Origin of the sequence: Acinetobacter sp. WU_MDCI_Abxb74, from assembly GCF_025513915.1 — a bacterium.
In the GTDB taxonomy this organism is placed as follows: Bacteria; Pseudomonadota; Gammaproteobacteria; order Pseudomonadales; family Moraxellaceae; genus Acinetobacter; species Acinetobacter calcoaceticus_C.
Window position 1 is genome coordinate 785,639 of record NZ_JAHPRP010000001.1, and the last position, 14,351, is coordinate 799,989.

At 39.3% G+C, this 14,351-nt stretch carries 13 protein-coding genes; 1 reads left to right on the forward strand and 12 read right to left on the reverse strand.

All coding sequences use genetic code 11. The annotated features are described in order from the left end of the window. Positions 1-109: 109 nt before the first annotated feature. From mhpT to hcaE, 7 genes are all read right to left on the reverse strand, one after another. On the reverse strand, positions 110-1,327 hold the full coding sequence (mhpT, locus tag KTH84_RS03805) for a 3-(3-hydroxy-phenyl)propionate transporter MhpT (RefSeq protein ID WP_262472047.1): 1,218 nt from the start codon (positions 1,325-1,327) through the stop codon (positions 110-112). Between the two features lie 406 nt (positions 1,328-1,733). Next, entirely contained in the window at positions 1,734-2,954 is a 1,221-nt protein-coding gene (hcaD, locus tag KTH84_RS03810; RefSeq protein WP_262472049.1) for a 3-phenylpropionate/cinnamic acid dioxygenase ferredoxin--NAD(+) reductase subunit, read from the reverse strand. Between the two features lie 11 nt (positions 2,955-2,965). After that, positions 2,966-3,922, reverse strand: coding sequence for a 3-carboxyethylcatechol 2,3-dioxygenase (locus tag KTH84_RS03815; RefSeq protein ID WP_262472051.1), 957 nt, complete (start codon positions 3,920-3,922; stop codon positions 2,966-2,968). A gap of 62 nt (positions 3,923-3,984) precedes the next feature. Continuing rightward, complete coding sequence (gene hcaB / locus KTH84_RS03820) at positions 3,985-4,800, reverse strand: 3-phenylpropionate-dihydrodiol/cinnamic acid-dihydrodiol dehydrogenase (protein WP_262472052.1); 816 nt, start codon at positions 4,798-4,800, stop codon at positions 3,985-3,987. Between the two features lie 2 nt (positions 4,801-4,802). Further along, the gene (gene hcaC / locus KTH84_RS03825) at positions 4,803-5,129 is read right to left on the reverse strand and encodes a 3-phenylpropionate/cinnamic acid dioxygenase ferredoxin subunit (protein WP_005046830.1); all 327 of its coding nucleotides are present in this window, start codon (positions 5,127-5,129) and stop codon (positions 4,803-4,805) included. Next, a complete protein-coding gene (gene hcaF / locus KTH84_RS03830) occupies positions 5,129-5,689 on the reverse strand; it encodes a 3-phenylpropionate/cinnamic acid dioxygenase subunit beta (protein ID WP_045431586.1) in 561 nt (186 codons plus the stop codon). The genes hcaC and hcaF overlap by 1 nt, the downstream gene beginning before the upstream one ends. Next, positions 5,686-7,086 carry a 3-phenylpropionate/cinnamic acid dioxygenase subunit alpha gene (hcaE, locus tag KTH84_RS03835; protein WP_262472054.1) on the reverse strand — a complete coding sequence of 467 codons (1,401 nt, stop codon included), beginning with the start codon at positions 7,084-7,086 and terminating at the stop codon, positions 5,686-5,688. Before hcaE ends, hcaF begins: the two co-directional genes overlap by 4 nt. Before the next feature lie 264 nt (positions 7,087-7,350). Between hcaE and hcaR the strand changes: the two genes are divergently transcribed. After that, positions 7,351-8,250, forward strand: a complete 900-nt coding sequence (gene hcaR, locus KTH84_RS03840; protein ID WP_262472056.1) for a DNA-binding transcriptional regulator HcaR — start codon at positions 7,351-7,353, stop codon at positions 8,248-8,250. A 116-nt stretch (positions 8,251-8,366) separates the two neighbouring features. Here hcaR and KTH84_RS03845 read toward each other — a convergent pair whose 3' ends face one another. From KTH84_RS03845 to KTH84_RS03865, 5 genes are all read right to left on the reverse strand, one after another. Continuing rightward, positions 8,367-9,227, reverse strand: a complete 861-nt coding sequence (locus KTH84_RS03845; protein ID WP_262472058.1) for an alpha/beta fold hydrolase — start codon at positions 9,225-9,227, stop codon at positions 8,367-8,369. Between the two features lie 185 nt (positions 9,228-9,412). Continuing rightward, positions 9,413-10,723, reverse strand: a complete 1,311-nt coding sequence (locus KTH84_RS03850) for an OprD family porin (protein WP_262472060.1) — start codon at positions 10,721-10,723, stop codon at positions 9,413-9,415. A 416-nt stretch (positions 10,724-11,139) separates the two neighbouring features. Then, positions 11,140-12,159: a 4-hydroxy-2-oxovalerate aldolase gene (gene dmpG / locus KTH84_RS03855; RefSeq protein WP_262472062.1), complete on the reverse strand. Its 1,020-nt coding sequence runs from the start codon at positions 12,157-12,159 to the stop codon at positions 11,140-11,142. An 11-nt stretch (positions 12,160-12,170) separates the two neighbouring features. After that, positions 12,171-13,076 (reverse strand): acetaldehyde dehydrogenase (acetylating), encoded by a 906-nt coding sequence (locus tag KTH84_RS03860; protein ID WP_262472064.1) that lies wholly within the window; start codon positions 13,074-13,076, stop codon positions 12,171-12,173. Positions 13,077-13,087: 11 nt separating this feature from the next. Then, positions 13,088-13,885, reverse strand: a complete 798-nt coding sequence (locus KTH84_RS03865; RefSeq protein WP_262472066.1) for a fumarylacetoacetate hydrolase family protein — start codon at positions 13,883-13,885, stop codon at positions 13,088-13,090. Positions 13,886-14,351: the final 466 nt, after the last annotated feature.

A 14,351-nucleotide genomic window follows, 5' to 3' on the forward strand; every position in this document is an offset into this window, starting at 1 on the left:
ACGATTATTGATTTATTCAAACATTAGGATGATCAAATTTGAATTTTCACTCAAACAATGCCACGTATGAATAAAGCTCCCAAAAGTGAGCTTTATTCAACTTTTATGATTATTGTTCAGACTGTTGAGTCTGATGTAATTTGCGAATCACCAAAAGCATCAGTAATGCTGAAATGACAATTCCAGGAATAGCAGCAGAAATCACACCTGTAGCACCGCTTCCCATCGTGAGTAATTGTCCAGCAATCGCAGGTCCTAACATTGCACCAATACGCCCAACCGCTGCGGCACTGCCTACACCAGTTGCCCGAATCTCAGTTGGATATACAATGCTACCAAACGCATACAGGACTCCTTGCCCCCCAATTGTAAATGTTCCCATTAAGGCTGCCGCTGCATACATCGCAGTTAGGCTATTGGCACCATTTAAAGCAAATAAGCCAGCTAAAATACCGATGTACATTAGGATAATCACATAGGCTTTATTCCAGCGATCAATCAAAATACCCAAAACAACCGTACCTAGTGCAGCACCCATTTGGAAAAAGACTTGAGCTAAACTACCCTGTTGACGAGAGAATCCCAACTCCATAAAGAGAGACGGCAACCAGCTCAACATGATGTACACAACCATCAAGGTAAAAAAATAGCTTGCCCAAAGTAATAGAGTCTGCCCTGCATAGTTATTTCTAAATAGATTTTTAAAAGAGCTTTCTATGCGTGTAGTAGATTTATCCTGAAATCTAGTTTGTAAAAACTCCCGTGACTCCGGTAAAAATTTGATCATAAGTGGAAGTACAAGAAGAGGAACGATTCCCCCAACATAAAAAATTGTTTGCCAATGCCCACTTACATCGTAGGCTGCCAGTAATGACACCAATATGGCGCCTATTGGCATACCACAATACATCAGACCTACAGCACGCCCACGATTTTCGCTAGAAACAGCTTCCGAAACTAGAGCAATTAAATTTGGCATTGCAGCCCCTAATCCAGCTCCCGCTAAAAAACGTACCAACAGCAACATATAGAAACTATTTACCCAAACGGTGCAAAGGGTAAATACTGCAAAAATAGCGACAGCCCCGATTAACACCATCTTACGACCAATACGGTCTGCATAACGCCCACCAATTAATGCACCGGGTAATAACCCCAATATTCCGACACTAAAAAAAATACCGAGTTGAGAGCTATCCAGACCAAAAGATTCTCGAATACCTACAGCAGCGATACCAGCTGCCTGAATATCAATCCCTTCAATCACAGCAACTAAAAAACAAATGACGATCGTAATAATAGAGTGCTTATTTCCTGCACGGTCCATAGAAAAATCCTTTTCTACTAGTTTAAAAAATCATTCACCATCATTTCTTAACTGCTTTTATTTCTAAATTAGCCTTAAGTTCTATAATTTTATAAAAAAATTAAAAAACATTTACTACATTTTACTTAAATACTTTAGTCTTATAGAAATAATCTATAATAAAATTAAAATAAACTTATATTTCAATCACTTAAACTACAAAAACAAAATTTAAAATCCAAAAAACATATTAATCACTCAATAAAAATTAAATCTATTAATAGCTAAAAATTATAGTGCAGTTCAAATTAAGTATTAATGATATCTACTCATGGAAAATATTTATGATTAACCAAAAAAAACCGCCATATAATCATGACGGTTTTTATTTTCAATATTAAATAAGCTTTTAGTATAACAACCCCAATTAAATTAATTTGCGTAATTCAATAGACACATCTAGCAACTTTTCTTTATCAAAGGTGCTAGAACTAGAAACCAATTTTTTTAAATGCCTAACCTCACGCGCCTGATTGACTGCAATACCCGCAACAACGATGCCCTGATCTAACCCAAATAAGGTGAATCCAACATTTTTGTCTTCTTGTGGATTCATATCGCCTCGGACATGCCATTCTTTTGCAGACATATCGCCAACGAATTGAAAATTAATATCATATTGATCTGTCCAGAACCATGATGGATTCGCTTTAGGTTGTGCTAATTCCATGACATGACGAGCAAACGTACCCGCTTGGTTATTGGCATTTTCCCAAGTTTCAATACGGGCATAATTACCATCTGCACGCAACTGAGTTGCTACATCACCAGCAGCATAAATATCTGGATGGGAAGTCTGGCAATTTTCATTCACTTTAATGGCAAAATCGACATCTAAACCAGCCTCTATGGCCAATTGAGCATTCGGTACAATCCCAACACCATAAACAACAGCATCGGCAATCAGCTCTTCACCACTTTCCAATATTACGACTATCTCTTCCCCACGTAAGGTGACATTGGCAATTTGCACATTTAAGTGAATATCTACCCCTCTATTGCGATGTTCATCAAGTAAAAATTGGCTAATAATCGCGGGTGAACGTCCCATAATCATTGGACTTTGTTCAATTAAGGTCACTTGACAATCTTTAAAACGAGCACTTGATGCTAATTCAAGACCAATAACCCCACCGCCTACAAGCAAAATGCGCTTCCCTGCTTGAAAGACTGGAACCAAAGCTTGTGAATCTTCCAAATTTCGCAGGGTATAAACATGTTTACCGACTGCATCTAAAATTGGAAGACGACGAGGAGCCCCTCCTGTCGCGAGTAATAACTTGTCATAGTGAATACTTTCACCATTTTTCAAAATCACTTGATATTGTTCAGGCTCAATGCGAACAACCGCATTGCCTTGAATGGCTTCGACACCTAAATCTTTCAATTTTTGTTGTGATAGAATTTCAATTTTGGTCTGTTCAGGCCTTAAAATCATATCTTTAGATAAAGGGGGACGCTCATAAGGCAGATGAGATTCATCTCCAATCAAAATGATTTTGCCGTCGTATTTGTTATTACGTAGTTCCAGAATAGCACTTGCACCTGCCTGTCCAGCACCGATGATGACAATAGTTTGAATATTCATCGTTTTATCCTTTATTTCAGCTCGGCAGATACAATGCCAAAACCAGCAATCCATTCACTGATAGGTTCATAGCAATGTAAGGTCATCTCATAATCGCCAACAGCTTCTAATGCTGCAAAAGCAGCCATCCATGTACGAACTTCTTGCCCACCACGCCCACCTTCACGGCGAATTTCATCTTCAGTCATATTTTCAAGCGCAGCAAAGTCTGCATTTTTGAATTTTTCCAATAACTGTTCATCCCATTTAGGATTAAGTGGAACAGATACGCTCTTGTCACCTGCTGCCAAACGCTGTCCCACTGAAATGATTTTGGCCTGACGTGTATTACGGGCTTCAACAGTTGGGTTACGGCCAGCAATAAGAAACTCTTCAACTTCAGGTGGTGCAGAGCCCATTTGAGGAGTGGGTGGATCGTGTGAAAGTCCACCTGTGCCCAAAATCAATATACGTTCATGTTCTAGATTAATTGAGTTGATAAAAGTACCAACCGCTCGTCCTAAAGCAATAGTTCGTTTTGTCGTAGGCATTGGTGCAGCAGCACCATTAATAAATATTGGAATGGTTGGGTAACGATTAAGTTGACCATCACATAAAAAATGCAGCGGTTGGGTTACGCCATGATCCGCTTGCATACGATATGAATATGCAACATCCACACCTTCATCAAGTACACGTCGAATTAAACCCAATGATGTGTTTTCTGGCACATTGAGCTCACCCGGACCATAATTCCAATCACCTGCCGCCGTCGCACGTACACCCACGCAGAAACTCGGCATCAGGTCATAAAAGAAACCATTAAAATGATCTGGCCCAAAAGCAATAATTAAAGTGGGGTCGTATGCTTTGACCTCGGCTGCCAGTTTTTCAAAAGTATGACGCACCGTTTGTTCTTGTTGTTGTTCTGCCGGAGACGCAAATTCCATTAGCGGGCTATGAGAAGCACAAATAAGTTTAACAGTCATGATTAGCTCCGAAATAAGACAGTTTTTAGCTGCCTTATTAGTCCATTAATATCGGATTAAAATTAAGCATCAAAAAAACCAGCGTTCGCTTGGCGTAAGCCACGAATACCCAAACCACAGTCAGCATTTATAAAAACGCCAGATAATGGTCGGTTATTTTGACGTGATGCGAGCAATACATAAGAACCAGTCATGTCTTCTGGTTCTGGTAAGAATCTCAATGGCATGCCCTGCCCAATTTTTTGGGGATCGCGTGCATCAAGTAATCCTAGATTTTCCTGCCCAAGGGATGCAGCACCTTTCACATTGACATTCATGCCAGATGGAGCAACTGCATTCACACGCACTTTCGGTGCCAGCTCATAGGCCAGTTCACGCACTAAACCTACACCAGCATGTTTTGATGCGGTATAAATTGGACCACCACCAGATGAATAAAACGCTGAGTTAGATAAGGTAAAAATCATCGAGCCTTCAGTTTTGAGTAACTCATCTAAAGCTGCTTTTGCACCAAGCAAATAACCCTTCGTGTTAATACTCATGATTTCATCAAAGGCTTTATCTAACTGTTCGCCACTCATGTTAACGATGTCGGCATAATGATCCCAAATACCAGCGTTACCAATAAAACAGTCCAGTTTTCCAAAACGTTCTACTGTAGCCTGCACAGCACGAACGTTATCCTGAAAATTAGCCACATCTCCATTAATGGCCACAATTTTGTCACCATAGTGTGCAATCAATTCATCTACTTTTGATTGAGACCTTTGCAATACACCAACATGTGCACCCTCTTGTAAAAAGCGCTCAACCAACGCAAGCCCTAGTCCCGAACCACCACCAGTAATTAGTGCAACTTCACCCTCTAACCATCCCATCATTACGCTCCTGCCATTTCGACATAGAGTGCACCATCTTCAATCACGACTGAGAATGTCTGAATCGGATCAGTCGCTGGTACACATTGTGGTACGCCAGTTTTCAAACAAAAACGTGATGCATGAAGTGGACACTCGACTGTACCATCGTCTTCCAAGTAACCTTCTGACATAGAAGCATTACCATGACTGCATTTATCATTCATGGCAAAAAATTCACCATTGAAATTGAACACTGCAAGTGCAGCAATATCACCTACATTACAATCTACTTTCAGCGCTTCGCCTTCATCCAACTCATCAATCTGACAAACGAAAATCTTATTCATTAGAAAAACACCGTAATATTGTGAGAAATCAAAGTCGCTTGATCGAGGGTGATATCGCGTTTAGCAATTTTCCAACCTAAACCACTGCTATCATCTTTTCGAATTAGATCAACTCGTTTACCAACATAGGTCAATACGTCTTTTTCTTTTTGCGAGCGATAAAGCAAATAATTACTAAAAACTTGATATTCATTTGCTTGCGCAGTTGCTTCGACCCGAATATTAGTAATTAAGTGACGAGTACGTGATGGCGGTTCTTCGGACCACGACATCCCTGTTTCTAATTTTGCTACGCGACGCTCTAATACAAATTTGTCGTCGTGATAAATCCATGTTGATGGTGGTGCAATACATTTACGACGATCACGTGTTTGCGCATTTGTCGTCGTTTTGAGCGTATATAAAATATCTTCGCTTAAGATGTCCAACCAATCACGGAATTTCCAGTCATCTAACAACTGTGCTTCTGCATATAGAAACTGACTAATGTCGTGGTGAAGTTCCAATCCAATAGAACGCCATACTGGCTGTGGTTTTAATGAGTCAATGATCTGGTTCATTTCACAAGCTCCTTCTCATCCTTTTTAGCCGCCTTTTTCAAAAGCTCTTGCTCATAAGCTTCATCTGCCCGTTGTACGTCTTCCCATTTTTCATGCATCAACAGGTTTGCCCAATGACGATACATGCCACGTGCAGCAGTTTCAGAAAAAACATGGTTAGTAATACCGGGAATACCATCTTCACGGTATTTTTCATTGCCAAGGCCCATTTCCATGATGAGTTTGCTTTTTCGCGCTTTATAACCACGTAACACTTTCTGGATCTCAATCCAGTTTTCACCATCGTCTGCTTCAGCAAAACCAGCTGGGCCAAATGCTCGGCAAGCATTCAACTCCATCGCTTCCTTAATGTGCTGCGGCGCTGCTTTGTCCGTGATACAGAATGCCCAAACTTCAGTTTTATCTGGTCCACGTGGATGCCAAATACGCATCGTCGTCATACCGTTCAACCAAGATAAAGTTGGGAACATGGTGTTGTGTCCAGCCAAGCGTAAAGCACGTGTGTCGCCCAAACGTTCTTTTGTTTCTTCATAGGTTTCACGGAAGTAATCTGCTACTTGACCATCAACCCAGAAATTGGCATCTGGTTTTTCCGTAAGGAAGAAACCTGAACCATGGCCACGTTGACCATATTGCACACAGCTTTCTGCTGTTTCCCAAACTGGACGTGCCGTTTGTGCTGCACCTAATGCTTTTGATGCATCATCAGGTTTACCACCTAAAACTTGTACTGCAGAGGCATGCGAGTACGGCGCGTGGTATTGATCAGAAGCAAACTGTTCTGCTGCAAATTTCCAGTTACAGTTGATTTCCCATTTATGAATGCCACCAATGACTTCCGAACCACCTTCACGGCGGTCAATCATTGCATCGAGATACCAAGCAATATCACCCATATAGTCGAGTAATTCGGGTGTGTCATCTGCCCAACAACCAAAAACTAAACCCTTATAGCTTGCAACACGAGGAACCTCTTGCAATCCCCATTCTTCTTTACAAGGCCCATGTGGAAAAGCGATACCTTCCAATGGAATATCTTTAAGAGAACCGTCAATCCCATAGGACCAGCCATGATATGGACAGGTAAACGCACGCGTATTACCACAGTCAGCATAGCTAACTCGCATAGAACGGTGACGACATTGATTTAATAATGCTTTAATCGAACCGTTTTTTTGACGCGTAACAATAATTGGGTCCTCACCCATATACGTATTGAAAAAGTCGCCTGACTTTGGAATCTGGCTTTCGTGACAAAGAAATAACCAACAACGTCCAAAAACACGCTCTAACTCTAGTTCGTATAATTGTGGATCTGTATAGATAGTTGGCGAGATACGTCCATTTTGTGCATCGACTAACGCATCGATTTCACACACTTCAATTTTTCCATTCATGAGAAGCACTCCTGCTGCCGCCAAAAACGCACAACATAAAATTCAATTTGAATGGATAATGATTTTTTAAATGTTTTAAGTGAAATATTTTATTTGTTTCAAATTAGACTTTTTATGAATTATTCATTATAGATTTTAAATATTAAAATTAAGTTCGACTGATACTGATCAGTGGTTTTATAAACGGATTTATGGTTTTCAAGCATTTAGCATATTTTATTAACTATCCAAAGTTAATAATAGGATTTTGGGATCACAACTGATATGGAATTACGTCATTTACGCTACTTTGTAATGGTGGCAGAAGAACTCAACTTTAGTAAAGCTGCACTTCGTCTCTACACAGCTCAACCTTCGTTAAGTCAACAAATTAAAGATCTTGAGGATGAGGTGGGCGTTACATTACTACATCGCACTAAACGTAAAGTTGAACTCACTGAAGAAGGTAGTGTATTTCTTGAACAAGCCCGTCTGACTTTAGCTCAGGCGGACAAAGCAATTGCTATGGCTCGTCAAGTTTCAAAATTTAAAAAACAACAACTGACCATTGGTTTTGTTCCAGTAGTAGAAATGAAAGTTTTCCCGTGTGTTCTTCCGAGTTTACGCATACAAAATCCAAACTTAAAAATTGAATTACGGAGCATGAATAATACCGAACAAATGGAAGCATTAAAGAAAGGTGAAATTGACATTGCCTTTATGAGGGATAACTTAAATAACGATGAAATTCAGAGTCAGTTTGTATTACGTGAACCTCTAATGCTATTGCTTCCTCGAGATCACCCACTTGCTCAGTACGAGCGTATTCCAGTAAAACTTTTAAATAATATTGATTTTATTATCCCATCATCAGAACAGTCATCGATTTTACATAATACAATTCTTAATTTTGCTGAACTTCATAAAATTAAATTTAACATTGTGCAAACTGCTCATAATATTTTATTTAATATTAATTCAATAGGGATGGGATTAGGTTGCGGGATCTTGCCTAGCTATATAGAGCCGCTCACTTTAAATCATATTGTCACTAGACCTGTTGATGTCGATCTACCTTTTTTAGATTTATTTGTAAGCTATCGCAAAGACGCAGAATCTTCTGGGGTTAAAGAATTCATGGATTTATTAAGTAAAGTTTTTTACTTAAATATTAACCAGATCTAACTTATCTTATTTAATACAAAAGTCTAAGATAAAATAATAGGGCTCAGCAAAAAACCAAATTTTTTAATTTAAATACAGGAAGAATAATAATTTATCCTTCCTGTATTTTTTATATTTTATTTAACATCATGTACTGCTAAATATTGTTTAATAATCTGGTTAAATTCTTGTGCTCTTTCAACTTGTGACCAATGACCACATTGACTAAAAATATGTGCATCAGCATAAGGTACAATATTCAAAATATCCCATGTACGAGATACAGGAATAACCACATCTTGCACACCATGAATGAGTAGTACAGGAACTTGAATCTCTTTCATCTTTTCAAAATCAAGCGGGAACTCAAAACGGTCGCGGTCTCGTGCACCAACAACATCCATCAATCGATCTGATGCGTAGTCATTTTTTGCTGAGTCAAAACGAACTTTAACCAATTCATCTGTGACTAAAGACTTATCGACTACAAACATTTCTAAAGTTTTACGGATACCAGCTTCTGTCAATTCAGGATTAGCATGTGCTTTAAGTGCTGCCGTCTGTTTAGCACCACCCGTTCCCATTGATACAATACCCATTACACGCTCTGGGTAATCCAATATAAACTGGAATGCTAACCAACCACCTAAAGAATTACCTACTAACCAGGTTTTTTCAATTCCTAAAGCATCTAATACACGGACTGCATGATCTACCCATGCACGGATACCGTAAGCTGTGCCTTCTGCAACAACAGTTTGTCCATAACCAATCGAATCAATAGCAATACAGCGTGCCTGCTCAGCAATTTGTGGTAAGTTCAACCACCAGTTTGCTGCTGCTGAAACACCAGTACCCGAACCATGTAAAAATAAAATTGGAGTACCTTTTCCAAGCTCATGATAATGAGTGAGCTCGCCTGCTGCTGTTTCAATCCATTTATCTTCCAAACCAAAAAATGGATCTGTTTTATATTCGGGGATTTGTACTGTGCCCATATCATTCCTCTTGCAATTTATGCAGCTCAACTCAAGATTAAACTGCTTTTACTAGGCCAAATTTTAAATGTTTTGCTCATCCATATTACCCGTTCAAAGTACTTAAACTGATACTTGTTTACGATGATATGATATAAAAAAAATATTAATAACTATTTGTTATTTAAATAAATATTTAAAATCCTTTAAAATTTATAGGTGTATGTGGTTGCAATACGATGTTCCTGCAAATCGCTTGCTTGGCCTGCAATATTGTCAAAGTTCACATCGATGTACATCCACTGAAAACCTAAGCCTTTTAACTTCCCTTCCGGCACTACGTAATTCAGAATAAAGTTAAATTCATCTTCTTTGCCTTTGCCTGTTAATGCACTTGATTCATAAGCTGAATCAATGCCCCAACCATGCCAATATTTTGCAGTGGTTTTTAAACCTTTAATGCCAATATCGGTAAAATCATAGCTATAAACCACACCCACCGATTTCTCATCTTTACGGATAAAACTCGCAACTGACCAGTTATCCAAATAAGGCTGAGGTACCCAACCTGCGAGGGATGGGAAATATGGTGCACCAGTTGCTGCACTCGGGTTACTACCATGGTCACCAAACATTTGCTGATAAGATAAACCTAGGCTGTGTGAGCCATAAGTTAAGGTTGAGCCTATAGACAATGCCTGATTATCAATATCACCATACAAAGCATCTCCCGACTCTGCATTGTCGAAAAAACGTATGTGTGAATCGACTTTTAACTTTTCATAATTGTTTTTATAGTTCACACCCAAGTAATTTTGACGATAGATATTCGTCACATCGCCATAAAAGTAACTTGCAGACCAGTTTTTATTTAATTGGTAATTTATGCCCGCGACATACATCCCATCAGTTTTACCATCATTATTTAATGCTTTAGGCCATAGACCAAAATCCATTGGCTGATTTTCATAGCGAGCGTTGATACTATCCAAATAACCCAGTGTTAATTTAGTATTTTTAAGATCTTTTGACTCTAGCCAGACCCCATTATAAGTGGTCAATAATTGACGTGATGGATCAAAATGAATTACTGGTGTTACAGGTAAAATTTCACCAATTCGTAATTCAGTTTGGCTGATTTTCGCTTTAAGAGTTGCTCCTATTTTTCCAAACTGGCGATCTTGTTTTCCCGTGCCTGTACCGGAAATCCCACTGTACGGCAGAACCCAATCGGCATTACGGTCACGGCCATCCAGACGCACAGCGTACTGTGCTAACACATCAACACCGAGTTGTAACGCCCCAAACTCTGCATAGCCCGATTTTGCATCCAGTGTCGCAGCTTGCGACCAACTCCCCCAGTTTTTTGCGGGGGTGTCATCATACTGACGATCTAAATAGAAGTTTTTAAATTTCAGCTGAACCTGACTATCTTCAACAAAGCCTGCATATGTGCCAGTAGCCCCTATTGTTGCTATTGCGCAAGCCATTGCGATCCATAACGTTTGACGACGCATTGCGTACTTCCTTTCAATCAATCCATGAAACCAAGCCCTATCATGCTCAACTCTATTTTTATGAAAAATTCGACTAGAGTATTAAGATATTTTTCTTTTTAAACTCAATGCTTTAAAAAAATGTTACTTTTCCAGTAATGAAGATTTTTAACAGATCACTAAAAACGATTAATCATCTCCCAAAAAACAGAATAAACATTTGTTATATATCTATTTTTTATTAAAATAGCTTTATTTAAATTCGCTATTTTTAATTTTCTAATCGTTTTTTTATTTAAATAGAAGCTCATCCAATCAAAAATAATATCTATCCATTTATAGAAAATAACGCTTATATTCAAGTTATTTCATCTATATCAAATCAGTAAATGAAAAAAAGCACTCTCGTGGAGTGCTCTTTCTCATTTGTAAAAAACTTATGCGCTCATTACTTTCGCTTTTGACATGGTCAAGGCAAGATCTTCAATCATATCTTCTTGTCCCCCAACCGTACCACGGCGACCAAGCTCTAATAAAATTTCACGTGCAGAGATGCCATATTTAGCTTCGGCACGTTTTGCAAACAACAAGAAAGATGAATATACACCTGCATAACCTAATGTTGCTGCATCACGATCTGCACGAATTGGGTTTAGCATCATTGGAATCACAAGATCTTCTGCAATATCCTGTACCTTAAACAAGTCTACGCCTGTTTCTATTTGCATACGATTTGCAACCGCAATAAATAACTCAAGTGGTGTATTGCCTGCCCCAGCTCCTAGACCAGCTGCTGCCAAATCAACCCGAATTGCACCAGCTTCAACTGCAGCGACTGTATTGGCAACGCCCATACCCAAGTTATGGTGGCCATGGAAACCTAACTCAATACTGCTATCAAGTTCTTGACGAAGTAACCCAACCCGATCAGTAACATCTTGTGGCAACATGTACCCAGCAGAGTCAGTGACATAAATACAGTTAGCACCGTAAGACACCATTTTTTTTGCTTCTTCTAGCAAATGTTGTGGCGATGCCATATGTGCCAACATTAGAAAGCCTACGGTGTCCATTCCCAATTTTCGTGCAGCAGTAATATGCTGCTCAGACACGTCTGCTTCTGTACAGTGTGTTGCAACACGAATGGTTGAAACACCAATCTCATATGCCATTTTTAAATGATCAACTGTTCCAATGCCAGGCAATAACAACGCTGACACCTTGGCATTTTTCATGCGTGGCACAACCGCAGATAAATATTCTTCATCTGTTGCAGCAGCGAAACCGTAGTTAACGGAACTCCCCCCTAAGCCATCACCATGAGTCACTTCAATTAATGGCACACCCGCTTCGTCTAACGCGGTTGAAATGGCAATCATTTGCTCAACTGTAGTTTGATGACGTTGTGGATGCATACCATCACGTAACGTCATATCATGCACAATAATCTTAGACATACGGTTTCTCCTTAAACAACTTCAGCTTTTTGATTAGATAAAACACGTTCTGCAAACATTTCTGCAGTACGTGCAGCTGCCGCAGTCATAATGTCAAGATTACCTGCATATTTCGGTAAATAATCGCCTAAGCCTTCTACTTCAAGAAACATAGAAACACGATTGCCATCAAATACAGGTCCATTCACCAGTTTGTAGCCGGGTACGTACTTTTGTACCTCTTTGATCATGGCATTTACTGATTCAGTAATTGCAGCTTGGTCAGGTTCTCCATCAACTAAACAATGTACGGTGTCACGCATCATTAATGGTGGTTCAGCAGGATTGATAATAATGATGGCTTTACCTTGTTTGGCGCCACCAACTTTTTCAATTGCTCCAGCAGTTGTACGGGTAAATTCATCAATATTTTTACGCGTACCGGGACCAACTGATTTAGTTGATACTGTTGCAATGATTTCAGCATAGTTAACAGTCTGTACCCGTGAAATTGCCGCGACCATCGGAATAGTGGCTTGCCCACCACAAGTCACCATATTCACATTGGGTACTTCACCAGCATCTAACAAAGCTTCCAAATTCACTGGCGGAACACAAAATGGACCAATTGCCGCAGGAGTCAAATCAATCATTAACACCCCAAGCTCATTGAGCTTGCGACTGTTCTCTGCATGCACATATGCTGAAGTTGCATCAAAAGCAATTTTGATCTCATCTTCAAGTACATGAGGTAATAAACCGTCAACCCCTTCAGCCGTGGTTTTTAAACCCATTTTTTCAGCGCGAGCCAAGCCTTCGGAAGTAGGATCAATTCCAACCATCCATACTGGCTCCAAAACTTCACTACGCTGCAATTTATACAACAAATCTGTTCCAATATTTCCTGGACCAATTAAGGCACATTTTATCTTTTTCATTTTCCTATCCTTTATTCAGCAGCAAAGCATGCAACAACTGAATTGAAGCCTTCAATTTCAACTTTAAACTCATCCCCTGGATCAGCCACCACCATTGGACCCAATGCCCCAGTCAGGACAATATCTCCTGCTTGTAATGGACGTCCGCGTCGTACCATTTCATCAGCTAACCAAACTGCTGCATTCAATGGATTAGCTAAACAAGCTTTACCAACGCCTTGCGAAACGACTTCGTCACCACGAGTCATCGTCATTTTGCAATTAACTAAATCGAGTTGATTAAGCTGTACTGGACGTGAACCCAGCACAAAAGCTGCACTTGATGCATTATCAGCAACTGTGTCAATCAATGAGATTTTCCAGTTCTCAATACGACTATCAACTATTTCAATAGCTGGTAATGCATAGTCTGTCGCACTAATAATGTCTGCATATGTATGTCGGGCTTGAGTTAAATCCTTTTTGAGTACAAGCGCAATTTCAGCTTCAACTTTTGGCTGAATCAACTTACCCACTGGAATGACTTCACCATCGCCATATGCCATATCAGCAAATAACATCCCAAAGTCAGGTTGATCTACGCCGAGTTGGGCTTGTACTACTTTAGAAGTTAGACCAATTTTTCGACCTACTAAACGACGCCCTTCCGAGAGTGCACGTACAGTATTGATTTCCTGTACTGCATAAGCGATATCCACATTTGCCTGTTCACCACCGAGCTCAGTACGAATAGGAATAATCGCAGTTTGTGATAGTTCAGCTTGTCTTAAGGCAAAAGCAACTGAATCAACAACAGCAGAATTCGACATCAATATTTCCTTAAACTGCAAAATTGAACGTATACTGCGTTACTGAAGGTATAAAAACGGAATACGAAGTTCAGGCAAAGTTAGACACAACAAATCCCTTGTATTTTCCGAGACAGCTACCTACTGGAACGTGTACATAAAAACAGTTTAAGAATGGAAAAATCCTCGGCTAAATACCAATACTTATTTTGTTTCATATAATAGTTTTTATTTATAATCGGAATAGAATACTTTTAAAGATTTGTATTAGGCCTACGAGATAACTATGTTAATCTACAAGTTCTAAAAACTCTTTCACCTTTATCATTTTCAATGAAATATTATTATTCTTTAAATTTAAGCTAGATTAAATTATAGGAAATAAAAAATATTTATAGCTCTTACTTCACAATGAGTACTTAGATCCAAACTTAATAAAACCTGTATTATCATAGATGCAGCTTCTGGTATGGGAGAGTTAGGAGCA

Excerpts from the sequence above, each read along its gene's own strand:
- KTH84_RS03850 (WP_262472060.1), bottom strand. The coding sequence starts at position 10,723 with ATGCGTCGTCAAACGTTATGGATCGCAATGGCTTGCGCAATAGCAACA.
- KTH84_RS03860 (WP_262472064.1), bottom strand. The coding sequence starts at position 13,076 with ATGAAAAAGATAAAATGTGCCTTAATTGGTCCAGGAAATATTGGAACA.
- KTH84_RS03865 (WP_262472066.1), bottom strand. The coding sequence starts at position 13,885 with ATGTCGAATTCTGCTGTTGTTGATTCAGTTGCTTTTGCCTTAAGACAA.
- hcaF (WP_045431586.1), bottom strand. The coding sequence starts at position 5,689 with ATGAACCAGATCATTGACTCATTAAAACCACAGCCAGTATGGCGTTCT.
- mhpT (WP_262472047.1), bottom strand. The coding sequence starts at position 1,327 with ATGGACCGTGCAGGAAATAAGCACTCTATTATTACGATCGTCATTTGT.
- hcaB (WP_262472052.1), bottom strand. The coding sequence starts at position 4,800 with ATGGGATGGTTAGAGGGTGAAGTTGCACTAATTACTGGTGGTGGTTCG.
- hcaD (WP_262472049.1), bottom strand. The coding sequence starts at position 2,954 with ATGAATATTCAAACTATTGTCATCATCGGTGCTGGACAGGCAGGTGCA.
- hcaC (WP_005046830.1), bottom strand. The coding sequence starts at position 5,129 with ATGAATAAGATTTTCGTTTGTCAGATTGATGAGTTGGATGAAGGCGAA.
- dmpG (WP_262472062.1), bottom strand. The coding sequence starts at position 12,159 with ATGTCTAAGATTATTGTGCATGATATGACGTTACGTGATGGTATGCAT.
- hcaE (WP_262472054.1), bottom strand. The coding sequence starts at position 7,086 with ATGAATGGAAAAATTGAAGTGTGTGAAATCGATGCGTTAGTCGATGCA.
- hcaR (WP_262472056.1), top strand. The coding sequence starts at position 7,351 with ATGGAATTACGTCATTTACGCTACTTTGTAATGGTGGCAGAAGAACTC.
- KTH84_RS03815 (WP_262472051.1), bottom strand. The coding sequence starts at position 3,922 with ATGACTGTTAAACTTATTTGTGCTTCTCATAGCCCGCTAATGGAATTT.
- KTH84_RS03845 (WP_262472058.1), bottom strand. The coding sequence starts at position 9,227 with ATGGGCACAGTACAAATCCCCGAATATAAAACAGATCCATTTTTTGGT.